The organism is Segatella copri (assembly GCF_026015295.1).
GTDB classification, from domain to species: domain Bacteria; phylum Bacteroidota; class Bacteroidia; order Bacteroidales; family Bacteroidaceae; genus Prevotella; species Prevotella copri_C.
On sequence record NZ_JAPDUW010000001.1, the window covers coordinates 2,102,609 to 2,127,433 of the forward strand.

The following is a 24,825-nucleotide window of genomic DNA, read 5'->3' on the forward strand; positions in this document are numbered from 1 at the left end:
TTCTGATAAGAGCTGATCTCTTTTCATATACTCTATTCAAGTTTCTTTACTTCAAAATATTGACATATCCCTTATTCTGTACCAATTCAGAATTTAAATCGATGCATTTCTGAGGAATCGGGAAGACAGTGGTGTAGCCGGAGGATTCACCCTGAAGAGGCGTACGGAGATCGTAGGCACCGGTAAATTTGCCGAAACGGATGAGATCCTGACGACGCCATCCTTCCCATACCAACTCCAGCAACCGCTCTTCCAGAATGTTATCGAGCGTAGCCTTACGGTAAGGCATTCCCACACGGGCACGAATCCTATTCAACTCCTCATCGCCATTCTCTCCGTTTCGGACCTTTGCCTCTGCCTTCATCAATAAAGCATCTGCATAGCGGAAAAGAACTATGTCGTTACTCTGCAACTTGCCGTCCATATAAGAGGTTCTATCCACTTCATACTTCGCCATCCTCGCTCCAGCCGTCTTGACAAACTTACTGTTGGTCAGGTTTTGAGCCACTTCAAAAGGCTGATACTCCAACGGCTTTCCATTATCCATCAGCAGTTCATGACCATCTACCTTTACCACTCCCGCCACAAAGTTCATCTTGCAACGGGCATCTTCATCAGCCTCGCCATAATGATTGGCTTTCATCGTAGAAATCGTGGCACAGGTACCATTCTCACTTCCCCATCCCAAGACACCGCCATGCGTATAATGGTAAGAGCGGAAGAGATAATGGAACTGGTTGGTATAGATATTCTTATCCATCGGAATCGTGAAGATATTCTCCTTCGATGTCTCATTATGCGTAGAGAAATTGAATGAATCATCCGACTCCAGGACATAGCCTTCTTCTGCCAGTTTATCACAATAATAAATGCAGGTTTCCCAGGCATTCAACTTCCTGCAGTCCGCCTTATCGCCATTACGCAAAGAGGCATCAGAAGCCGGCACAGAGAAATGAATGCCACTTCCCTTCGGACGGCTCGCATAACCCTGGGTCCAGTCATCATACATATAGATTTCTGCATTCAAAGCCAACTTCGCCAACAGAAAGTTGACTACCGGCTGGGTGATGCGACCATAATAATTGCCTTCCTTATTGCTGTGCTGGTCGGGAAGTGAAGGCAATACCTGCTGCAACTCCTGAAAGACAAACTGGAAGATAGAACTGCGATTTGTCTGACCTTGGAACAGGCTGGAATGGAGCTGTTCTGCACTGGAAAGGACCAATGGAACCCGACCGAACATGTCCATAGCATAGTAATAGAACATAGCCCGGATGGCTCTTATCTCAGCCCGATATTCCTCCTGCTGTGCGGCAGAAAGCAGGGCCGACTTGTTACTGATAATATCCAAAGACTTATTAGCCAGCACGATAACCTTATAAAGGTACTTCCACGTATCATAAAGAGACTGGTCATCGGCACTCCACCGATGCTGGTACATGGCATTCCAGAGGCCACCATCATACCAGTCGCCGCCTCGAATCGGAATCATCGCCTCATCGGTGGTCAGCGTATTATAATCGTAAATGCCACGGCAGGTGCCCTGGATGCCCTCACTCTCGTTAGCTCCACCTATATAATTATAGAGAGAAGCCACGGCATTGATATAAATATCAGATGCAGAGCCATAGATGGCATCCTCGTCCAACTGATCCTTAGGATGTTCGTCCAGGCAGGATGTCATAGACAATGCCGCCAGCAGCAGAAATAAAAATCTATATCGTTTCATAACTTTCTGATTTTAGAATTGAACACTTAAACCCAATGAGAAGGTTCTGTAAACAGGATAAGTCCGCTTATCATCAATACCCATCGTACTGTTCACCACGTAGCTGTTAATCATCGGAGTCAAGCCGCTGTAACTGCTGATGGTGGCAAGATTGTTGACACTCGCCGAAACTCTGAGCGACTGCACCACGCCCTTTCGGATAGGGATATCATAGCCCAGCGTGAGATTCTCTAAGTTGAGATAATCGCCCTTCTCCAGCCAATAATCAGAAACATTCTGGTCAACGATATTCTTCTCAGGAGCTCCCTTCAGCACATTATAATCCGGGAAACTCGACATATTGGTGTAGGCTAAGCCCGTACCATTGAATATCTTATGTCCGAAGGCTCCGTTCATCTGCAATGAAAGATACCAGTCGCGATAACGGAAACTGATATTGGAACCCAACGTTACCTTAGGAGTAGCCTGACCGGCAATATATCTGTCACCGCCATCACTCAAATCTACGGTTCCGTTCTTGTCCAAATCTTCGATATCATAGCGGTAATGCCCATTTCCATCTTCTATAATTCCCTTGCAATGAGGAAGATAGAATACCCCCAAAGGCTGACCAACTATCTGATAGACCACATTGTTGTAACCACCATGCTGACCGGCACCCGACAAGGCACCCATCGCAGTAATATCGGCTGCCGACATCTGCATTCCGTCATATTCACCACTCAGCGAGAGGAGTTTGTTCTTCTGCCAGGAGAGATTCATATTGATATTCAGTTCCATGTCCTTCTTCTGGATAGGAGTGAAGGAAACGCCGACCTCCAAACCCTGGTTGCTCATAGAACCCAGGTTTGCCAACAGTTTATCATAGGCAAAAGGCGGAACCGGCACAACATAGGCATAGAGCATGTCGGTGGTCTTGGAATAGTAATATTCTGCCGTCAGAACCAGCCGGTTGTTCCACAATCCCAAATCAGCTCCGATATTCCAGGTAGCGCGGGTTTCCCACTTCAGATCAGGATTGTTATTGCTAATCATTCCCATCGTAACCGTAGGAGAACTGTTCACCGAAACAATACCATTCTGCCGCACCGTATTCAAAGTGGTATAAGAAGATATTCCGCCAAGATTACCTGAGCGTCCATAGCCCGTACGCAGTTTCAGCATAGTAATTTTCTGGAGAGAACGGAGCCATTTCTCCTGCTTCATATCCCAGGAAAGAGAGACGGATGGGAAGAAACCCCAGGTATGGTCATTGCCCACCATCGAAGAACCATCGCCACGCATGGAAACCGAAAGACTATACTTATTATATAAGGTGTAGTCGACATTGCCCATCACAGAAGCCAGGGTCGGATCTTCGTACTTGCTGTCTGTCCCACCGAAAGGCCGTGATGCTGCAGCACCTATGTTATGGTAATACATGTCGTTGTTGGTGATTCCCTTCGCAGAAGTCCAGAATCCCGTTCGGATATCCTTCTGATATTCTGCACCCGCCATTGCCTTCAGATTGTGGATTCCCCACGAATGCTGATAGTTAAACGATACATTGGCAAGCCAGTCCTCGCTCTTGAACTCCCCACGATAGAGATTGCCCTGCGCCCAAAACCAGGTAGGACAGAACTGGTTGTTCTCGTTGGAAGCATAACTGTATGCTCCGAAGGCAGAAACACTCAGAGAATTTGTCATATCATAGTTCAACTTCAGATGAGCATTGAAGTTCATGTTCTTCGTATCATTAAGCTCCTTGAGCAAGGCACCGGGAGGATTCACCTGAGATGCAGCCCCATTCTTCACCCAACTGCCGTTCAGCTTATCATAAGGATAAGTAGGATTCATGGCATCGGCAGAATAGAAAAGCGCCTGACTGTCGAAGATATCATTGTTCTTGAAAGACGAACCGAACACGCCGAAATCTCCCGTCAGTTTATCGCCAAATGCCTTTTGGGTGACATCAATCTTAGCCACCAGATTACGATAGCCCTTGCTCCGAATAATCGTGTTATGGTCGATATAGCCAAAAGAAGCGCGGTAGTTGCTCTGCGGAGTGCCACCGCTGAAGGCCAGATAATGGTTCTGGATATTTCCGGTTCGGGTAATCGCCTTGCGGAAATTGGTATCATATCCCTTATTGTTATACTCCAGCCCATACTTCTGTGCAGCAGCTATGTATTCGGCGGCATTGAGCATCTCCATACTTTTGTACATCGCCTCTATACCATAGTTTCCCTCGTAAGAAATCTGAAATCCCTTACCCGTACCCTTCTTGGTCTTTACCTGGATAACGCCCGAAGCACCACGGGAACCATAGAGTGCCGTTTCGCTGGCATTCTTCAGTACTGTAAAGTTCTCTATATCGGCGGGATAGATTGTAGCAAGCGTCGCCACATCAGAAGTAACACCATCAATAATCACCAGAGGATCATTGCCGCCCATGATAGAAGTTGTACCGCGAACCCGGACGGAGTTCAACATAGCAATACGGTCAAGACCATTGGTAGTGACGTTAACACCTGCCGTCTGTCCGCTCAAGGCATCCAGGGCATTATTAAACACACCCTTCTTCAGAAGTTCAGGCTCCACTACACCCACCGAACCTGATAAGCGCAAGGAATCTAAGCCTTCGATGTTCACAGACTGAGCACAGAGGGTTTGGGGTGCAAGAATCATCGCACCCATCGCATAAAATATGGTTTTTAACTTCTGTTCCATAACTATTTCATCGTTTAGTCAAGGTTCAAATCGATTTTCGATTGCAAATATAATAAAAAAGAGTGATTCAAAGTCCATTTCCTTGAAAAAACTTCAAAAAAACAGCAGGCTTAAGAGTTAAGACAGAAGAAAAGCTCGCCAAGACGTTCAAAATCTTAGCGAGCTTTCTCTTTTTATATCAGCATTTTATTTCACTTTCACTTCTATCACATTCTTCGCAGCATCAGCACTCGAACCACCTACGAATATCTGATATTTGCCGGGAACCACACGCATGGTATTGGTCTGGGAATCCCAACCCTCGAAACTTTGGCGAGGCAGACTGATGGTTACCTGCTGCTTCTCGCCCGCCTTCAAAGTAATGCGCTTGAAGGCTTTCAGGGTCTTGATAGGACCCTCAGCATCATCCATTCTACGGATGTAAACCTGCGTCACTTCCGTTCCTTCCCTATTACCTTTATTAGATAAAGAGAAACTCAAGGAATAAGCCGAAGAATTCTTCACTCTTCGTTCTTCACTCTTCACTTTCTTCAATGTCGGCTTTCCATATTCATAAGATGTATAGCTCAATCCATGACCGAATGGGAAGAGAGCCTCACCCTTGAAGTAACGGTAGGTACGATTCTTCATCGTATAATCAAGGAAATCAGGAAGATCGGAAGTACTCTTATAGAAGGTTACCGGAAGCTTGCCCGATGGATTCACCTCGCCGAAAAGAACCTTTGCCACGGCTTCTCCACCCCGTTCGCCCGGATACCAAGCCTGAAGGATAGACTCCGCATTCTCTGTTTCAGGAACCATGGCAATGGCACTGCCCGAACAGTTGACGAACACCACTCGCTTGCCAGCCCGATGCAATATCTCCATCACCTTGCGTTGAGCCTGAGGCAATTCGATGTCGGTTCTGTCGCCACCCTTGAATCCCGGCTCAGAAACTTTCATCTCCTCACCCTCAAGACTAGGAGAAATACCGCCTACAAATACCACCACGTCAGCATCGCCAACCTCAGCCAGAAGCTGAGACTCGGTTGGCGTATAGTTCTTCACTATGTCAAACTGCATCACCGCCATATCGGTCTTCTGGAAATAATCCACCTGAATTATCACCGGCTTTCCAGCCTTTACGGAGATTGGCTTGTTGAGCATCTGTACACGGGCACGTCCCTTCCATACATCCGCCACCGTATCGCCATCAATGATGAGCCGGTAACCATCATCGCACCCCATTTTGATATTCAAGGTTTCATCCTTTTCCGGAGTAAATACGCCCTCGTATCGGGCAGAGAAATTGGTAAGGTTCACTCCCGGAGCAAAGACGGTATTTCCACCATTGCTCTGGTTGATAGGCGAAGTCATCATGGCTGTAGCCACCGGCTCGCCCTTCATCTCAGAATTGTTCCAATAAGTAGCCTTCATGCCTTTGCTGCCATCGGTAGAAGTCAGGAGATTGAACTTACTTTCCGTCACCTCATTTCTGGTCAACGTGCAGGCAGGAATATACTTGGCGTCCTTCACATATTTTCTGATGCCCTGCAGGATGGTTGTGGTAGAAGTAGGATAACCCGAATAGTTGCCCCACTGCATGATGGAATCGTTGGCATTCGGTCCCATCACGACTATCTTCATTCCTGCTGATTTCAGCGGCAGGAGATTGTTTCGGTTCTGAAGAAGCACGATTCCCTCTTCTGCCATCTTCTCTGCCAAATCCTTATGCGCCTTGCTGGCGATGACGGAAGATGGAATCTGAGTCCAAGGCACGTTCTCGTCCTTATCGAAATCACCCAGACGAAAACGGGCTACCAACAGGCGCTTCAAACTCTCGTTCACCTTTTCCTCGCTGATCATTCCTGTCTTCACCGCCTCAGGAAGCGAACGGTAAACGCTTCCGCATTCCACGTCGGTTCCGGCACCAATTGCCTGCGCCGTAGCCTCAGCCGGAGTCTTCGCAGTACCATGTCGGCCAGGCACATAAAAGTCGTTGATGGCTCCGCAATCGGAAGTAATCAATCCCTTGAATCCCCATTCATCACGAAGAATCTGTCGTTCATACCTGGCATTGCTGCAACATGGCGCTCCGTCAATCCGCTGATAGGCGCACATCACCTCTGCCACATTTCCATCCTGCACCAGCGATTTGAAGGCAGGCAGATAAGTCTCCCACAAATCCCGCTCAGGCAAATCCTCTACATTGAAACTGTGTCTGTTCCATTCCGGACCGCTATGTACGGCAAAATGCTTGGCACAGGCTAGGAGCTTGACGTATTGGGGAGCCTGTGAGGAAGGCGTAGCCAGAACTCCCGGAGCCGACATAGGTTTGCCATCAAAGGTCTGTCCCTGCAATCCATTCACCACTGCAAGTCCCATTCTTGTGGTCAGATAAGGGTCCTCGCCATAAGTTTCCTGTCCACGCCCCCATCGTGGGTCGCGGAAGATATTGATGTTCGGAGTCCAGAAACTCAGACTCTGGTAGCGCTTGATGTTGCCGCTTTTCTTCGCCTCCTGCGCCTTGGCTCTTGCCTCATCGCTCACGGCAGTAAACACCTTATATAATAAGGTATCGTCCCACGAAGCCGCCATGTGCATCGTGATAGGAAAAACAGTAACAAATCCGTTTCGCCCCACTCCGTGCAGCGCCTCGTTCCACCATTGAAACTGCGGAATGCCCAATCGTGCGATAGCCGGAGAAGTATCCATCATCAACTTCGTCTTCTCCTCCAGGGTAAGACGGGAAAGCAAATCGTTGGCTCTAGCCTCAGCAGAAAGGTTGGCATTCTGATAAGGAAGAAGCTGCTGTGCGCTGACAGAAAGCGACATCGCCATCAGCATCGCCATAGAAAATAGTTGTTTCTTCATTGATCTTATATTATTTATTCGATTTATGCTTTGATTTTTAAGTTGGTGACAAAGTTACACTTTTTTGTTGAGATAACCGCATCATCTGGCAGAAAAGTTTAAAATATTTATCCTTTCGTGCCAACATTACCACTTTCAGTCCGCTGGCACATAAGTTGCAAAAACAGAGAGTGAAAGCTGAAGCTAAAAGATAAAGGAGTTCGGAAGAATGACGGAGTTTCGAGGCGAAAGCAAAAAAATAACAAGAATATTAACAAGCAGAAATCCCGACGGAGCCGTAAGGAACCGAGAGGACGAGTAAAATAAAATTTGGAGGTTTTAATTATGTTGTTAGCACGTAGAAATAATGATTCAGATTGGTTGAGTAACTTCTTTGATGATACTTTATTCAATACCGAAGTAATGCCACGTATGAATGCTACTGCTCCTGCCATTAACATCAAGGAGACAGATAAGAATTACATCATGGAGGTTGCAGCTCCTGGTTTGAAGAAAGAGTGGGTTCGTGTAAACATCGATAACGATGGTAATCTGAACATCGCCATCGAGAACAAGATGGAACACAAGGATGAAGACAAGCACGAGCACTATCTGCGCCGCGAATTCTCTTACGGCAACTACCAGCAGTGTTATACTCTGCCTGAGGATGCTGATCGTGAGAAGATTTCAGCAAAGGTAGCTGATGGTATACTCGAGGTCGAGATTCCAAAGCTTACTCCTAAGGAGGAGGCTAAGACTACAAAGAACATCGAAGTCAAATAATCATCTCCCATAAATGATGGAGGCAGATTCCAAAGCAATTTGGAACCTGCCTTTTTTTGTGCCCTTACCTGAACCATCGCATTTTTCATCTACCTTATTATTATGATTTTCATGGAGCAGCCAAGAGTTTTTCACCATAAATCTTTTTTCTTCCATAATTAATATGTAATTTTGCAGGCAGAAAAGCAGACATGAAAACTTCTGCTTATAGATTTCAGAATATTAATATAAGAAACAGATGAAGAAAACAATTCCAGTAATAGGCATGGCTTGCAGCGTATGCTCTGCCAATGTTGAAAAGAAGCTGCAGTCGCTCGAGGGCATTAACTCCGCCTCGGTTTCCCTGGCAAGCCGAACTGCCCTGGTAGATTATGACCCCGACATTATCTCTCTGGAAGATATGAAACGGGAAATCAGCAACGCCGGATACGACCTCGTTATCGAAAACGACAGAAGCGTGGAGGAAATCAACCGCCGTGAGTTCACCCTCCTGCGCCGCCGAACCCTCGCTTCCTGGCTCTTCGCCATCCTGACCATGTGTTTCTCCATGGGCTGGATTTCCCTGGGTATGGAGCAGAATATGATTTCAGATGGCGTTGCCTCGGCTCATCACTCGAGTTCCTTCGCCAACCAGATTTGTCTGCTCCTGGCACTCGCAAACCTGCTCTACTGCGGCAAACAGTTTTATGTTTCCGCCTGGAAGCAGCTCCTGCATCATACGGCAAACATGGATTCGCTCGTAGCACTCAGCACCCTCATCGCCTTCCTCTTCAGCACCTTCAACACCTTCTTCGGAGAAATGGTATGGGGAGCGAGAGGCATAGAATGGCACACTTATTTTGATGCTTCCGTGATGATTATCACCTTTGTGCTGACCGGCAGATGCCTGGAAGAAAAGGCAAAGGACAGTACGGCGAGCAGCATCCGACAACTGATGGGAATGCAGCCGAAAACCGCCCGACTGGTGACTTACGAGAAGATAGAAGGCACCAACGACTACAAGATGGAGGAAGTTCCAATTTCCACCATTCAGATAGGCGACATGATAGAGGTAAGAGCCGGCGAGAAGATTCCGGTGGATGGCGTGGTTACCCAGGCAGAGAGTTTCATGACTCCCGATGCTGCCTATGTAGATGAAGCGATGATCAGCGGCGAACCGACTCCGGCGATGAAAAAGGCAGGCGACAACGTGCTGGCCGGCACCATTCCGAGTCAGGGAAAGCTCCGCATGAGAGCCAAGCAGATTGGCGAGAACACCGCCCTGGCACACATCATCCGCATGGTTCAGGAGGCGCAGGGCAGTAAGGCACCCGTGCAGCGCATCGTGGATAAGGCGGCTCTGATTTTCGTTCCAGCCGTGGCAGCCATCGCCCTCATCACCTTTTTAACATGGTGGCTGATAGGCGGCAACGCAGCACTTCCGCAGGCCATTCTTTCAGCCGTAGCCGTATTGGTCATCGCTTGTCCATGTGCCATGGGCTTAGCTACTCCTACCGCCCTGATGGTGGGCATCGGCAAGGCGGCGCAGAAGCAGATTCTCATCAAGGATGCGTCGGCGCTGGAGAATCTCCACAAGATCAACGCCCTCGTCATCGACAAGACCGGCACCCTCACCATTCCTAACCAGAACATCGATTTCACCAAGCAGGAGGATTTGGATCTGGAGACGAGAGAGACCCTCAAGCCTCATGCCCAGGAAGCAATGAAGCAGTTGCAGGAAAAGGGAATAGAGGTTTATATGATGAGTGGCGACAAGGAGGAAGCGGCTCACTACTGGGCAGAGAAAGCCGGCATCAAGCATTACCAGAGCAAGGTGCTGCCTGGCGACAAGCAGGCTTTGGTAAAGAAACTTCAGGACGAAGGCAAGCAGGTAGCGATGGTGGGCGACGGAATCAACGACACCCAGGCTTTGGCCCTTGCCAACGTGAGCATGGCGATAGGAAAGGGAACGGATGTGGCGATGGATGTGGCGCAGATTACGCTGATGAGCGACGACCTCTTGGCACTTCCGGAAGCCGTAAAACTGAGTCAGAAGACGGTTCACATGATTTGGCAGAATCTCTTCTGGGCGTTCATCTACAACATCATCTGCATCCCGTTGGCAGCCGGAGCCCTTCATATCTTCGGCATTGATTTCCAGATAACCCCAATGTGGGCAAGTGCCCTGATGGCCTTCTCCAGCGTAAGCGTAGTGCTTAATTCGCTGAGGTTGAGATTGGCGTAAAATGATAGAAAATGGCAGGTTCCCGATGCATCAATTTGGAACCTGCCATTATATTTTTCCCCTTTTTCAAGCATACCCCAATACACTTTTCCTACGAAATAACCAAATAAAAAACACACTTTTCCAATGAAAACAAGGGCTAAAAGCTACACTTTTCCGAAAAAAGCTGGATTTTAGCCTTATAAAACATGGATTTTACCCCATAAACCACCCTTTTTTGCAAAGGCGATTTTCATAGCAAATCGTAAAGGACTTTTAAGGGATTGGAAAACCTTAATGACCGATAATGACCTTGACCTTAATGACCGGAAAATGCTCTTAAAAGCAAGAAAAAGTGGCTCCGATGGCACTTTTCACCTCCTCAGAAGGCAAAAATAAGAGGGGTAAAAGGCTGAATGAAAGGGGGAAAACGAGGAATTTCTTGATATATTTTGTCAAGATTCTCGTAAAAAGAGCAAGAAAATTTGGGTTGAGAGAAGGGGAACATATACTGTTTTAGGTGTATAAAGCACGATGCTCGGCGAAAGTACAACACTAACTATTTCATTGACTATCATTATCTTACAAACAAATATCATCCTTTTCTGAATAACTTTCAGAAGCCTAATCCGGTCATTTTGGTCACGGTCATTTTCGGTCATTTTCGTTTTCGGGGGCGCAAATCTCCCCTATAGTATTATATAAATATATTTATATATACTATAGACCCAAATGACCGAATCATTTTTGAAAATGACCGAAAATGACCGTGACCGAAAATGACCGCTTTTTCAAATATCAAAAAACGATTCCAAAGGCGGCTTTTGCAATCAGATGCAAAAAACGCAAATGCTTATATCACTACATATCAGTCACTTACAGCATATTTTTCAACATTCTACGGGAAAAAGCTTGCTTTCTGGTTAGAATTTTTGTATCTTTGCACCGGCAATCGAAAGAACAGCCTTCTTGTGCCAAAAGTCGGTCATCTATGAAGACCGAGGCTGGTCTTAATAGATGGCAAGCGCTGGTCATCAATGAAGACCACAAAATGGGCAGGAATAAGATTTCAGTAACAAACAAAACTACAGCTTTATGGAAAAAGAAAAACTTTCAGCAATCCTGTCAAAGGGAAGAAACGGAACCAAGGGATGGTTTCTGTATCGTGCATGGCCTGGCATCAGAAGTGCCATCTACGTCTATCTGATGTCCATGCTTGCAGCCTTTCCGATTGGCATTGCAGCAGCTTTTTGCTGCGAATTTATCGAATTTCTAACGAAGACAACCATCAATAGTTCTGCATGGGCCATGGCAATTTATATGCTGGCTGCAGAGCTATATATGATTCATAAATGCCGGAAGAAATTCCATCTGCGTGTTCGCCTGGAAAAGATTCAGCAGATGCCTAAGACCATCATCTTCTTGCTGGCCTTTATAGTGGGATTGTTCCAGGCCATTCCGATATCTGCATTAGAAAGTTTCATGGATTTGCCTGATTACATAGAGCAGGAAATTGTTAACCTGGAACATAATCCGATTGGAATCCTGGTGCTCTGCATCATTGCTCCTATAGCCGAAGAATACCTCTTCCGCGGATTGATGATGCGAAAGATGCTGAGATGGAACATCAGTCCCTGGTATGCTATCATCGCTTCAAGCATCATGTTCGGCCTCATTCATGTCAACCCGGCACAGATTCCAGGAGCCATCATTCTGGGAATCGTCATGGCGTGGATGTGTTACAGAACCAGGAGTTTGATTCCGGGCATCATCATCCACATCACCAACAATACGCTCTGCCTGATTCCTGAAGAATGCTACGATACTTACATCGCCAGCACTCCGATGATGGAAGCAAGCCTCAGCCTGATAAGCATCGCAATCGTCATTCTGTCGATTTGGCTCTTCAACAAGAAGACTGCTGCTGCATCGTAAAGAGACTTCATAAAAGGAAGTCTTCATAAGAAAGGCTTCCTTATCAAATTCCTCACCATAAGGGGAGAGTTATTCCTCCCCCTCTACCTTGCAGCAGTCGAATCCCATCTCTTTGGCTTTATCAGGACCAAAGGTAAAGTAGATGGCTTCGCCCTCATCACAAACCTCGCCTTTGGAATTCTCCAGAGTCAGGTGGATGGTGACGATGTTGCGGCGCTGACTGGCGATGTGACCACGCACCGTAATCTGCGAATCGGTGGTCATCACAGGCTTCTTGTACTTCACGTTGAGCTGCATCGTCACACCCGTGGTCTGCAGTTTGCGGTTGATAACCCAGCCTGCCACTTCATCCATTAGCATACTGATGATTCCGCCATGCAGGGTGTTGATCCAGCCCTGGTAATTCTCGCCGGGATTCCAGATGGTAAGCACATCCTCACCCTCTTCCCAAAACTCAAGATGCAATCCTACAGGATTGTTTGGGGCACAGCAAACGCAGTTGTAACCCTCCTTGTTCAAATATGGATTTAATATCTTCTTCATTTTCTAACTTTTTTAAACAATGCAAAGGTACGAATAATATCTGATAAGACAAAGTTTTTAAAAAATATTATTGTTGGTAGCCATTTAATACCTAAAAATAAGGACAGAACAGAACCTTCCATCCATATAAGAGAACCACAATACCTAGAAATGAGGATAACAAAGAGTACTTATCTATTTAGACTAAATAAAAAATACTAATTATTAAGTATTGCAGGATTTTAAAATATCAAGTATCTTTGCAGCGTGAATTAGAAAGATGCTCGCAGACGGCGGGCAAGTGAACAAGAAATTATACAAAACATTAAGAAATGAAGAGAATTATTTTTATTATTTTAGGCTGCATCAATATTTGCCTTGCTTATGCTCAGAGCTTTAACGGACAATATATTTCTGAATGGCAATGGGACATGAACAAGAATACCAATCTGACTAACCAGCTGAGATTGGAACTGAGTGTTCCGATAGGAAAAGGAAAGGATTCGTTCGAGGCGGCTACGCTGCATGTGGCAAAGACCAACGATGGCATTATTGATGACTGGCAGGGATTTTCTAACATAGATGCTGACAATAACTTCGCCATGCTTGCCGTGCTGGGCTACATGCACGAGTGGAATTCGGGCCATCTGTTTGTGGGTGTGAGAAACGTGAACGAGGATTTCTTTACCTCTGATGTTACGGCACTTTTCCAAAACAGTTCTGAGGGAATCTTCCCTACCGTTGCATCCAGCTATCCGATAGCCAACTATCCGTATTCGGGCTTGACCCTTTATTTTGATGTAACCAAGGGTGGATGGACTTTCAGAAACAGTCTGTATAATGGTGCAGGATATAATGGTTGGAAAGCCCACGACAATCCCTTCCTGGTCCGCCCGAAGAAGGATGGAATCTTCAACATGTCGCAGTTGGAGTATGAACATAAAGGTGGAAAGTATTTTGCGGGTGCTGCCGTCCATACCCGTCAATATCCGATTAACGAGGATGGCGAAATGGTTCCTGCCGATGAATCCAAGGGCAAGGCAACCTGTGCCTGGTGGGTTTACGGAGAGCAAAGTGTATGGAAGGCTGGCGACAAGAACATTTCGTGCATGGTGCAATATTCCGAGAATACCAGTCATCAGAATGCTTGCTACCGATACGCAGAACTGGGCGGTGCCTATCAGGACGATAAGAACAAGTGCGGCCTGTCAGGTCAGTACGCCCGCTTCCAGCAGGGTTCAGAATATTCGCTGGAAGTAACATGGAAAAGACAGCTGACGGAATCCATCTCCCTTCAGCCATCGTTCCAATACATCAAAAACGACAATGGAGATTTCACGGCGCTCAGTGCCCGACTCTATGTCAGTTTCTAGCAATCCATTTCGGCAAGACCAGGGTGCCCATCACCAGGAAAGGGTAATAGAAGATGGCGCGCCAGAGCATGGCGGCAAGGATGGCTACTGAGGCATCGGGCAGGAAATCAGCATAATAAAGGCGGAACATCAACTCTGCCACGCCACTTCCGCCAGGCGTAGGACTCAGAATGGAAATCATCCACATCACCCATTGGCGGCACCAAGCCACCAGCATGTTGCCCTGACAATGGAAGGCAATGAGAATAGCTACCACGATGGCGAATCTCGACAGCCACGCCAAGGAAGTATAACCCATCAGCTGCAGCCAGAATCTTCCGCCCTCCAGCTTTGCCTCCTCCGAAGCCATCGTCATCTCCTCGGAAAACTTCTCTACCTTGGGCAGGAATCTGCGAAGGAAAGGAATCTTGCAGCATCCCTTCAATACCCAGCCCAGAATCTGAGGACGATGCAACAACAAGAGGTAGAGGATGGCCGTCCAGACAGCAACGATAAGGGTGCTGACGATGAAGATAACCTGCACTCCGCCCTTAATCCATTCGTTCGTAGCATCCACAGAAATCCCCACTCCATCAGCCAAGCTGAACAAGAGATGCGATGGAACACAGAAATAGAGCAACACGCAACTGATGGCAAGAAAAGCCTCATCAGCCAGCAGGGCTGCAAACATGGTGAAGATACTTCTGCCCATAGAAACTCCCTCGCGATTGAGATAGACAAAAGCCAATCCACTTCCCCCCACCGCCGAAGGAGTGACGGCAGAAGTAAACTCGCAAAGTACATTGATGCGGAACGCCTCGGCTACGGATAACTTACGCTGGCAGAGATGACGGAAACGGAGGGTGAGCATCAGATTCTGGACCGCAAAGAGCAACACGCCCATTACTACCCCCAGAAAGAACCTGGGAGACAAATCTATCCTGCTCAGAACTTCCACATCAAACTCCCGAATCATCATTCCAACGATGACCACCAGTCCGATGGAAGCCGCCAACCATAAATGCCATTTTTTCATATTACTCTCAAAATAAAACTATACCTTAATTATATATAGTAATATAACGATTAAATGGCTAATCTATTTTGTTGTCTGTCAATTAAATATTAATATCTATCCAAAACTTCTACAGCAATGTCCTCCCAAGAGCGCACCAGAGTCTCCGCGGCTACCGTATAGTTCATCTGCACCCAACTGCTCGCCGTCTATCGTCGCCTTTGCCAAATCAATCGTCAGCGAATTGCCGAAAGGAGTTTTGCGGATAATGCTGTAATACTTTTTACCGCTGCAAAGGTATTTAAAGGATGTTACTTGCGTGTTACAAAGAAATGAAAGAAGAGTGAAAGCATTGCCTTTTTACAAAAAGATTTAAAAAATGGGACTGAATAAAACAAGGTAACGATATTTTGATTATATTTGCAGTATTATTGCAAAACTAACAGATTTACGATATGAAAAAACTACTCTTATCCATCGCCTTTCTGCTCCCTGGTATGGGAATGATGGCGCAGACTCAGGTAACGACTGCCGAAGGTATCCTCGAAGGAAAAGACCTCTCAGGCATCACAGTATTCAAGGGTATTCCGTTCGCTGCCCCTCCGGTAGGAAATCTCCGCTGGAAGGCTCCGCAGCCTGTACAGAAATGGCAGGGCGTTCGCGAGGCCAAGGAGTTCGGACCTAACCCGATGCAGGAACCTCTCTTCGGCGATATGAACTTCGGTACAAAGACCAACAGCGAGGATTGCCTCTACCTTAATATATGGACACCGGCAAAGACCATGAAGGAGCATCTGCCGGTACTCATTTATTTCAACGGCGGAGGACTGATGGCGGGTAGCGGAAGCGAACCTCGATATGCGGGCGATGCGATGGCACGCAAGGGCATCATCTCCATCACAGCCAACTATCGTGAGGGCATCTTCGGATTCTTCGCCCACCCACAGCTCTCTAAGGAAACATCCTACAAGGGTTCCGGCAACTATGGATTCATGGACCAGGTGGCTGCCATCCAGTGGGTAAAGGATAACATCGAGGCTTTCGGCGGCGACCCTAACCGCATCACCATCGTAGGCGAATCGGCAGGTTCCATGTCGGTCAGCGCCCTGATGGCTTCCCCTCTCTGTCAGGGACTCTTTGCCCAGGCAATGGGTTCCAGTGGTTCGGTGATGGGATTCAAGAAGGTGGCTACGCTGAAGGAGGCCGAGGAGGAAGGCGTGCAGCTTGCCCAGAAAATAGCCGAGAAGATGGGTAAGAAAAACGGCAAGAAGGTGGGAAAGAAGGTCGGAATGAAGAACCTCAACGAACTTCGTGCCCTCCCTGCCGAGGAACTGATGAAGCTGGCGGGCGTAAGAGCGGTTCCGGTCTATAATATCGACGGATATTTTATGAAAGAACAGCCTGTAGAGGTATTTGCCAAGGGCGAGCAGACCAAGGTGCCTCTGCTCATTGGCGGCAACAACCAGGAGATGACTCCATTGGCGGTATTGATGGGCAAGCAGCCAACCGTTGAGAATCTGAAAGCTGGCGCCAAGGCTACTTTCGGAGAAGAGAACATCGAAGAACTCTTCCGCCTCTACGGCATCAACAGAGATAAGGATGTATTGGAGCAGCCGGGCGTGAACCTAGCTTCGGATATCTTCCTCGATTATTCTACATGGAAATGGGGCAACATGCACAAGCTGACCGGCGGACAGCCTGTTTACCGCTACCGCTATTGCCATCCTCGTCCTGCAATGGCCATCAAGGGTAAGGTGGCTGCATTGGCAGGTGGCGTGGTAGATGCCAAGGAAGATGCGGCTCCTGCGCCACAAGACAAGGGAGCCGTTCATTCTGCCGACATCGAGTATGCAATGGGTACATTGCCAACCAACCGCGTGTTCAACTGGCAGCCGGAGGATTATATGATCAGCGACATCTTCAGCCAGTATTACGTCAATTTCGTAAAGACCGGCAATCCGAATGGTCTGGGTCTGCCCGAGTGGCCATCCACCAACGGCAAGGCAGTAGCCCCTGTGCTTCAGATAGACGTGAATACCGTCGTAAAAACTGATGCCCAGATGGAGAAGCGCTATGATTTCATAGACAAACTGTTTTGGAAGAAGAAATAATTCTCTCATTACATTGAATAAACTAGAAATAGAGATGTTTCAGAAATTCATTATCAACAGAGACGGAGTACTGAAGTTCGGGCGTGTCTACCTGCACCGTGACATGCTGTCACCCGGCGAGCAATGCACCTACGGGGGCGGTTTGTGGAAGATAGATGAAGGCAGAGGCGCCATCGTGCTCTACGGCAGAAGTTTCGACTTCGGCCCTCCCGATTTCGACTTTGTGAAACAGATAGACTGGACGGGCTTGGGCGGCACCCCTCGCCCGCTCTTCTATCTGCCTCATTGACCTAGCGAAGAAGAGATTGTGCCAGTCATCATCAATTAAGAAAATAGTATAATATTCTATAATTTTCTGTGTAAAACTTGCGGATATCAGAATAAAACACTATTTTTGCGAAGAGAAATCCTTCTCGGGGAAGTGCTCTCTAAGAGAAGAGATTCCGTAAATAAGTAACAATTAAAAAGCAGTATAGTATGAAAAAGAAATTAGTTTTGACAGCAGCCGTCATCGCTGCATTGTCAGTTGTCTCCTGCAATGGCAAGAAGACAAATAGCCAGGGGGCTGACCAAGATAGCCTCAGTTATGCTGAAAATGATTCGCTCAATTCCAACGATGTCATTCTCGATTCCATCGCCGGCACCTACGAGGGAACTCTCCCTGCTGCCGACTGTCCGGGCATCAAGACCGTTTTGACGCTCAACGCCGACAGCACCTACCAGTACTCAGCCGACTATCTGGAGCGCAAGGATGGTCACGACGAAGCGAGCGGTATCTTCAAGGTATTGGCTAACAACGTGGTAGAAATCACTCGTCCATCGAGCGGCGAGACATCTTACTATAAGGTAAAGGATGCCAACAGTCTCATCATGACCGATTCGCTGGGCAATGAGCCTGAAGGCGCCATGGCTAAGCACTATGTGCTGACTAAGAAAAGGTAAAAGGATAAAAAGGTAAAAGGGTAAAAAGAGCCCCCTAGCTTAACATTCCGCTAGGCTCTTTTTACCTTTTTACTTTTTTACCTTTTTACCCTTTTATCTTTAAAACGCCTTTTTGCCGGTTCTCACAGCGCCATTATTACAAACCTGTTACATTCCTGCCTTTCAAGTTAAAATCAATTAAGTTTTGCACCGGAACCTTCGCTATTCCAGATATTTTTCCTAATTTTGCGCCCACGTTTCTAACAGATGAAATGATTTTAAGATTCAATGGTATATACTAAATAGATTAAGGATAAAGAAAAATGGAACATGTTTTTACTGAATCGATGTTTTTGGTGGGATTCGTGATTTTCATCGCCGCCATACTCGTATTAGACATGCTGGTCATCGACCGAAAGGCACATGTGGTGTCTATCAAGGAAGCCGGTTCATGGACGGCTGTATGGATTATTCTCGCGCTCGCCTTCGCCGTATTCATCTATTTCCATGGTGACATGGTACACGGCATAGAGAACTTCGACGACCTGAAGCTGATAGCCTCGCGCTATGCTTCGCATCTCAAACTGGACCCGAACGACTATGAGGGGAGTCTGCAGCAATACCGGCACTATATGACTATCTCCTACATCTCGGGTTATCTGATAGAGAAAACGCTCTCGGTAGATAATCTCTTCGTGATGATGATGATTTTCACCTCGTTCGGAGTAGACAAGAAAGATTACCAGCACGTACTGAACTGGGGTATCCTGGGAGCCATCGTGCTGCGCTTCGTCTTCATCTTCGCGGGTGCTGCGCTCATCAGCCGGTTCGCCTGGATATTGCTCGTATTCGGAGGATTCCTGGTTTACAGCGGTGCCAAGATGTTCCTCAACAGAAACAAGAAGGAGGAAATCAATGCCTTGGAGCATCCGGTAGTGAAGTTCATGCAGAAGCGCCTGCATCTGGGTCCGCTGGTGATGACGGTGGTGTTCATCGAGTTCTGCGACTTGATTTTCGCCTTCGACAGCATCCCAGCCGTATTCTCGGTATCGCTCGACCCGTTCGTGGTGTTCTTCTCGAATATCTTCGCCATCCTGGGCTTGCGTGCCCTCTTCTTCCTGCTGGCAGCGATAGCCGATAAGTTCCGCTATCTGAAGGTGGGTGTGAGTGTGCTGCTGGTGTTCATCGGTGTGAAGATGCTCATCCACGATTTCTTCGAGATTGATGCAGTCAGTTCGCTGGTATTCATCATCCTCGTACTGCTCGTCAGCATCGGGGCTTCGGTGGTGATTCCGCAGAAACAGGAAGCGTTGGAAAATACGAAATAAGCAAACCATTCGTAAAGGAGATTATCATCAGGTAATCTCCTTCCAGGAAAACATAAAAAGGGCGATTGCTATTCCCTACGCAAGGGATAAGCAATCGCCCTTATCTTTTATGAACTCAGTTTAGAAAGAAGAGCAAATGATTTCTTCACTCTTCTCTCTTCACTCAATTTACTTCCAAGGATTCTCTGTTGGGTAAGGCAGACTAGCTGGCTGGTTGTAAGCGATGTCCTGGATGCCGAGATACTTGAATACCTCGAACAAGGTCTTACCTACGTGAGAGAATGCTACGGCTCCGTGGTGTGGATAACCCTTCTGAATCAGTACGTGACGATAGAAGCGGCCCATCTCGTTGATGGCGAAGATACCGATACCACCAAATGAACGGGTAGGAACATCGAGAACCTCACCCTCTGCGATGTAGCTGCGGAGGTTACCCTCAGAATCGCACTGCAGACGGTAGAATGTGATGTCAGAAGCTGCGATATCACCCTCCAAAGTACCACGGGTGAAGTCTGGTTTACCACCATTCTCCAACAAACGGTTCTGGATGAGCTGATACTTAATCTTACGGCTAGAGCACATCTTGCACTGTGGAGTGTTACCGCAGTGGAAGCCCATGAAGGTATCAGTCAACTTATAATCGTACTTGCCCTTGATGTCCTCATCATAGATATACTGAGGAACTGAGTTGTTGATATCGAGCAATGTAACGGTATCGTCAGAAGCACACATACCGATGTACTCAGAGAGTGCACCATAGATATCTACCTCGCAAGCTACAGGAATGCCACGGCTAACGAGACGGCTGTTTACATAGCAAGGCTCGAAACCGAACTGGCTTGGGAATGCAGGCCAGCACTTGTCTGCGAATGCTACATACTGGCGAGAACCCTTGTGAGCCTCTGCCCAGTCGAGCAATGTCAACTCAAACTGTGCCATTCTGCGGCTGAGGTCAGGATAGTAGCAGCCTTCGCCCATCTCCTTGGCCATATCAGCGCAAACCTCATCGATACGTGGGTCGTTCTCGTGCTCCTTGTAAGCTACGAGAAGGTCGAGCTCTGAGTTCTCCTCAATCTCAACACCGAGTTCGTACAAGCCCTTGATAGGAGCGTTGCAAGCGAAGAAATCCTGTGGACGTGGACCGAAGGTGATAATCTTCAAGCCCTTCAAACCGATGATAACGCGAGCTACTGGTACGAAGTCCTGAATCATCTTAGCTACGTCCTCTGCTGTACCTACAGGATACTCAGGGATGTAACCCTTTAGGTGGCGCATGCCGAGGTTGTAAGAGCAGTTGAGCATACCGCAGTAAGCGTCGCCACGACCGTTGATCATGTCGCCGTCACCCTCTGCAGCTGCAACAAACATACAAGGACCATCGAAGTTCTTTGCAATCAAAGTCTCAGGAGTCTCAGGACCGAAGTTACCGAGGAATACAACCAAAGCGTTGCAGCCCTGCCCTTTCACTTCGCCCAAAGCCTTGAGCATATCTTTCTCGTTCTCAACTGTAGTCTGGCAGTTGAAAATTTCACCCTTGTACTCTTTTACGATGTTCTCACGGCGCTGAGTAGAAAGCGCGATTGGAAAACAGTCACGGCTAACGGCAATAATACCGAGCTTTACTTGTGGAATGTTGTTGCTTACCATAATTTTAGTTTATTACTTAAGTTTTTGTATAAATTGCTTATATTTATTGATTCTTTTCTAATTTGTTTGGCTGACAATTATTCATTGTTCCGAGCACAAAGGTACAAATATATTTTGTATCACCAAGCGTTTTAAGGAATTTTTAATTCAAAAAAATGGCGCAAAACCGAAATTCTGCGCCAAATGTAACATATGATAAAGTTCTTGATACATTTCATACATGTCTCTATTATCATCAGATACCCCTTTTCTGCCTTAACATCTTCTTTAATATCTTCGCAGCGGGCGGTACCGGATGGTATAAATCTGATTGAAGTACTCCTTCCAGCTGTTCGGCTCCTTGTCATCATCACGCACGATGCGGATGCCATAGAATCGGGTACCCGTCTCCTTGCATTCCCGGAATCTCGACAACAGCTGCTGTGGCGGATCTGGAATCAGGAAGTCGGTAATCCAAAGCACATCGGCATTCACGTAATGGAGTCCGTCGTTGTCGAGAAGGTCGAACATCTGGGTCATCATCTTCTTTGCCGATGTTCCGCCTCCGATAAATGGAAGGTGGGTTGTGGTAGGCTGCCGCCGGATGCCTCGCCCGGTATGCGCCTGCCCGTCTCCGTCGGACGGAGCTGCATCTGCTTCGGCTGATTCCATCATAGTGATTCCTATTCTCTTCAGGCGCTCTGCCTTGCGCTTCGCCATCAGGTCGATGGCACGGGTACTGACGGAGAAATCTATCAGGAAGCAGTCTCGCTCCAGTTCTTCTGCCGTTTCTTCCAGCAGAGAGATGAGTGTTGAGGATATCCTTTCGGGCGTGCCATACATACTGGCTGAGGTGTCCAGACAGACGATCATCGGACCCTTGCGGGAGGCATGGGTAAAGCCGAGTTTGCGGGATGGTTTCGACATTTCGCTCTTATAACGGAAGGTCTGGAGTCTTCGCGTGCGATACTTATAGATAAAGAGGCCCTCCATATCCTCGTCACTGTACTGTGCCAGTTCGAGGGGGAGAAGGGAGTTGAGATCATCGCCCACGGTAATGCCCTCGATATCGCTACCCGCTGAATGCTCCATCTTCATCTCTACGCCCGATGCAATGGTGAGCCGGTCTTTGCCGTTGGCATCGGCTACTCGTCCCATCTTCGCCACAATTTCCTTGATTTCGGGGTATTTATCCTGAATCTTCACCTGGTTCAGACGGCGTTCAAACTCCGTTTCAGTCCATCCGTTCGTCATCAGTTCCCAGGCTTGTACGGCGCGCTGTTCTGAAACGCCCTTCGTCTTCATGTTGCGGGTTATCTGGTCCATCATGCGCACCAGTCCTGTTTCGAAGTTGTTCTGACGGAGCGAGATGAAGTCCTTCAGCTTGTTCAATACCTGATGTTCGATGCAGACCTTCCAGTCTCTTACCAGCCTTTCCCAGTTTTCGGGTTTCGAAGCCCCGTCTCCTGTCATCAGCTTGAGGAAGAAAGGCTTATCGAACCCATCTTCAGCATGTTCCTGTTCCAGCTGGTCGAGCAAAGGGAGCCACACCTGTTCATCCATCCGCTTGAAGGGAGCCCAATCGAGCACATCATCTGCCCGATGACTCTCGGTCCAGGCACGCTGGCGCTGGAACCGCATGTGATGGACGCATTCCACGATGAATTTTCCCACACTATCATAGAACACCTTGCTCTTAATCTTGCTGTTCACCACCTGTCGCACGAATTTCTGCACCTCTTCGCCAGTTTCTTCCATGGTTACTTTCAGGGTAAAGAGATGAATGAGATAATCCTTCAGCGGGTCTTCCTTCAAATTCCAAGGCATGGCGGTGCCTGTCGGATCAGGAATCTTCACCTGTCCCGACTTGCAGAAGTCATCCAGCATTTTCAGATAATACTGTGCCTCCGCCAAGTCCTTGTTATTCTGGTATTTCATAGGAGTAAATCCTTATTTTTTCTCCATCAGATATTCTGCGAAGATTCTTGCAGCACTCTCTACTTTGGCTGCGCAAGGGCGAGACTTGTAATATTCTGCCGTTCTTGCCGAAGCCACATAGCTGGACTGCGCTTTCTCGTGGCCCTTCAAACCGAGGATTTCGGCACAGATGATGCTGCCGTTCTGTTCCTTCGATTTGGCGAGCAAATCCTGCACCACCTTATAGCATGCCGACTTGCCCTCACGGTCATCCCCCTCGGTCTGTCCGCAATCCAAGCCAACGAGCACCACGATGCCCGAAACAGCACCGCACATCATTCTCATTCTGCCTACTCCACCACCGAAGCCGGCACCAATGCGCTTCGCCATCTCATCATCAAGACCATATAAATCGGCAAAGGCTGCCACTACCGACTGGCAGCAGCCATAGCCCTGCATAAAGTTATCCACAGCCTGGTGAACACGCACCTCCAACTCTGGAGTCAATATTTTCTGTTCATTCATCATGTTTAGAGTCTTCTATATATAATAATGTAATAGGAGGCGATTAAACCTCATAAAGTTTCATCGTATCCTGACGGGTAAATGCCAGCTCCTTATAGAAATCACGGAGATAAGCCGATATTTCCGCCTTATCATCAGCAGATGCGAAGAGATTCTCGCCCAACTGCCTTTCCAGCGAGCTCAAGCCATCCGAAAGGTTTTCTATCTCTCCCTCGTAATCCCTTCCATCCTCCGGATTCCTGCGTACACGATGATATTTGATGTCCTCAGCAAGCGCATTCTTCATCTCCACGAGTTTGTCTGCAAAAGGAGAAAAGAGGGCACGAATCACGATGTTTCGGATAGCATCCCGCTCTTCCGGTTCCTGCCACAGACAATGGTAGATAGGCAGCAAATCGCAGATATCCACCTCTTCCCTATCCTGCATAAAGGCTGAAGTGCGAAGCAGGCGGACAATATTCTTCCATCGGCGGTCACTCACATAGATGTTTCTGCGCTCGGCAGCCTCATCCACATTCACGGCTCTCAGAGATTTACGGATAGCGGAAATTGCATCGAGCACCTCGATTTTCACGCCAATCTTATCGATACGCTCCGTCCATTCTGCATACTCCTCAGCAGTAATAGCATTTGAATTCGCTTTTCCTTCGGCCGCCGAACTTTGTTTTTTCACTCCTCGTTCTTCACTCTTCACTTCCAAGAGCATCGCCCGGAAATTCTTCTCCAGTTTTATCGGTCTACTCTCTATTCTGATGACGAATCGGTCCCAGAGCGCCTCCAGTCCTTCTCCCTTAGCCGGCAACTCATTGCTTGCAGCCACGAGAAGTTTCAGAGGAAGATGCATTTCCCGATTGCCGTTTCTGAAGATTTTCTCGTTAATCACCGTAAGGAGCGTGTTCTGGATAGCAGGACCCGCCTTCCAGATTTCATCCAGGAAAACCACATCGGCAGTAGGCAGATAACCCTCCACCGCACGCTCGTAAGTATCCGAAGTCTTCAGTTTCTGAATGCTCACCGGACCGAAGATTTCATCGGGTGTAGAGAATCGCGACATCAGATACTCAAAGCTCTGAGCCTCCCAGAATGCCGTCTTCAACTGTCTGGCCACCATACTCTTTGCCACACCCGGAGGTCCCAGCAGGATGATACTCTCACCTGCCAGAGCAGCCAGGAGCGAGAGCGATATCTCCGTCTCCTTCTCATAAATGCCCCGGTTCATCTCACCGAGTAATTGTTTGAATCTTTCAAGCATATTCTTACTTTTCTATTCAGAATCGTATAAAGACGAAAAGAAGTTAAGAGATAAAATTCATTATC

18 protein-coding genes are annotated in these 24,825 nt (G+C 47.6%); 8 read left to right on the top strand and 10 right to left on the bottom strand.

The features are described from left to right. Positions 1-46: 46 nt before the first annotated feature. The 3 genes from ONT18_RS08980 to xyl3A all read right to left on the bottom strand — a co-directional run bounded on the left by ONT18_RS08980 (position 47) and on the right by xyl3A (position 7,291). Positions 47-1,729: a RagB/SusD family nutrient uptake outer membrane protein gene (locus tag ONT18_RS08980; protein WP_264905045.1), complete on the bottom strand. Its 1,683-nt coding sequence runs from the start codon at positions 1,727-1,729 to the stop codon at positions 47-49. 12 nt (positions 1,730-1,741) lie between these two features. Next, complete coding sequence (locus ONT18_RS08985) at positions 1,742-4,396, bottom strand: SusC/RagA family TonB-linked outer membrane protein (protein WP_264906843.1); 2,655 nt, start codon at positions 4,394-4,396, stop codon at positions 1,742-1,744. Between the two features lie 228 nt (positions 4,397-4,624). Further along, positions 4,625-7,291, bottom strand: a complete 2,667-nt coding sequence (gene xyl3A, locus ONT18_RS08990; RefSeq protein WP_264905047.1) for a xylan 1,4-beta-xylosidase — start codon at positions 7,289-7,291, stop codon at positions 4,625-4,627. Positions 7,292-7,615: 324 nt separating this feature from the next. On the opposite strand from xyl3A, the gene ONT18_RS08995 reads away from it, so the two are divergent. After that, positions 7,616-8,053 carry an Hsp20/alpha crystallin family protein gene (locus ONT18_RS08995; protein ID WP_264905049.1) on the top strand — a complete coding sequence of 146 codons (438 nt, stop codon included), beginning with the start codon at positions 7,616-7,618 and terminating at the stop codon, positions 8,051-8,053. Here the strand turns inward: ONT18_RS08995 and ONT18_RS09000 are convergent, their stop codons facing one another. Then, a complete protein-coding gene (locus tag ONT18_RS09000; protein ID WP_264905051.1) occupies positions 8,054-8,209 on the bottom strand; it encodes a hypothetical protein in 156 nt (51 codons plus the stop codon). Positions 8,210-8,291: 82 nt separating this feature from the next. On the opposite strand from ONT18_RS09000, the gene ONT18_RS09005 reads away from it, so the two are divergent. Next, the gene (locus tag ONT18_RS09005) at positions 8,292-10,277 is read left to right on the top strand and encodes a heavy metal translocating P-type ATPase (RefSeq protein WP_264905053.1); all 1,986 of its coding nucleotides are present in this window, start codon (positions 8,292-8,294) and stop codon (positions 10,275-10,277) included. 1,074 nt (positions 10,278-11,351) lie between these two features. Then, positions 11,352-12,191 carry a CPBP family intramembrane glutamic endopeptidase gene (locus ONT18_RS09010; RefSeq protein WP_264905055.1) on the top strand — a complete coding sequence of 280 codons (840 nt, stop codon included), beginning with the start codon at positions 11,352-11,354 and terminating at the stop codon, positions 12,189-12,191. Positions 12,192-12,260: 69 nt separating this feature from the next. On the opposite strand, the gene ONT18_RS09015 is transcribed toward ONT18_RS09010, so the two are convergent. Continuing rightward, positions 12,261-12,734: a PaaI family thioesterase gene (locus ONT18_RS09015; RefSeq protein ID WP_006848268.1), complete on the bottom strand. Its 474-nt coding sequence runs from the start codon at positions 12,732-12,734 to the stop codon at positions 12,261-12,263. Between the two features lie 311 nt (positions 12,735-13,045). Here ONT18_RS09015 and ONT18_RS09020 point away from each other — a divergent pair, with 311 nt between their 5' ends. Next, on the top strand, positions 13,046-14,086 hold the full coding sequence (locus ONT18_RS09020; protein ID WP_264905058.1) for a carbohydrate porin: 1,041 nt from the start codon (positions 13,046-13,048) through the stop codon (positions 14,084-14,086). Here ONT18_RS09020 and ONT18_RS09025 read toward each other — a convergent pair. Then, positions 14,076-15,101 carry a lysylphosphatidylglycerol synthase transmembrane domain-containing protein gene (locus ONT18_RS09025; RefSeq protein ID WP_153113373.1) on the bottom strand — a complete coding sequence of 342 codons (1,026 nt, stop codon included), beginning with the start codon at positions 15,099-15,101 and terminating at the stop codon, positions 14,076-14,078. The genes ONT18_RS09020 and ONT18_RS09025 overlap by 11 nt on opposite strands. Positions 15,102-15,535: 434 nt before the next feature. On the opposite strand from ONT18_RS09025, the gene ONT18_RS09030 reads away from it, so the two are divergent. From ONT18_RS09030 to ONT18_RS09045, 4 genes are all read left to right on the top strand, one after another. Continuing rightward, positions 15,536-17,191, top strand: coding sequence for a carboxylesterase/lipase family protein (locus tag ONT18_RS09030; protein WP_264905060.1), 1,656 nt, complete (start codon positions 15,536-15,538; stop codon positions 17,189-17,191). Positions 17,192-17,225: 34 nt separating this feature from the next. After that, positions 17,226-17,480 carry a hypothetical protein gene (locus tag ONT18_RS09035; protein WP_264905062.1) on the top strand — a complete coding sequence of 85 codons (255 nt, stop codon included), beginning with the start codon at positions 17,226-17,228 and terminating at the stop codon, positions 17,478-17,480. A gap of 188 nt (positions 17,481-17,668) precedes the next feature. Beyond that, positions 17,669-18,133, top strand: coding sequence for a copper resistance protein NlpE (locus ONT18_RS09040; RefSeq protein WP_006848274.1), 465 nt, complete (start codon positions 17,669-17,671; stop codon positions 18,131-18,133). Between the two features lie 302 nt (positions 18,134-18,435). Continuing rightward, a complete protein-coding gene (locus tag ONT18_RS09045) occupies positions 18,436-19,440 on the top strand; it encodes a TerC family protein (protein ID WP_006848275.1) in 1,005 nt (334 codons plus the stop codon). A gap of 168 nt (positions 19,441-19,608) precedes the next feature. On the opposite strand, the gene ONT18_RS09050 is transcribed toward ONT18_RS09045, so the two are convergent. From ONT18_RS09050 to ONT18_RS09065, 4 genes are all read right to left on the bottom strand, one after another. Further along, positions 19,609-21,087 (bottom strand): L-fucose/L-arabinose isomerase family protein, encoded by a 1,479-nt coding sequence (locus ONT18_RS09050; RefSeq protein ID WP_264905065.1) that lies wholly within the window; start codon positions 21,085-21,087, stop codon positions 19,609-19,611. A gap of 267 nt (positions 21,088-21,354) precedes the next feature. Next, positions 21,355-23,004 carry a vWA domain-containing protein gene (locus ONT18_RS09055; protein ID WP_264905067.1) on the bottom strand — a complete coding sequence of 550 codons (1,650 nt, stop codon included), beginning with the start codon at positions 23,002-23,004 and terminating at the stop codon, positions 21,355-21,357. A 12-nt stretch (positions 23,005-23,016) separates the two neighbouring features. Continuing rightward, positions 23,017-23,511, bottom strand: coding sequence for a C-GCAxxG-C-C family protein (locus ONT18_RS09060; protein ID WP_264905069.1), 495 nt, complete (start codon positions 23,509-23,511; stop codon positions 23,017-23,019). A gap of 40 nt (positions 23,512-23,551) precedes the next feature. Beyond that, the gene (locus ONT18_RS09065) at positions 23,552-24,760 is read right to left on the bottom strand and encodes an AAA family ATPase (protein ID WP_264905071.1); all 1,209 of its coding nucleotides are present in this window, start codon (positions 24,758-24,760) and stop codon (positions 23,552-23,554) included. Positions 24,761-24,825 lie beyond the last annotated feature (65 nt).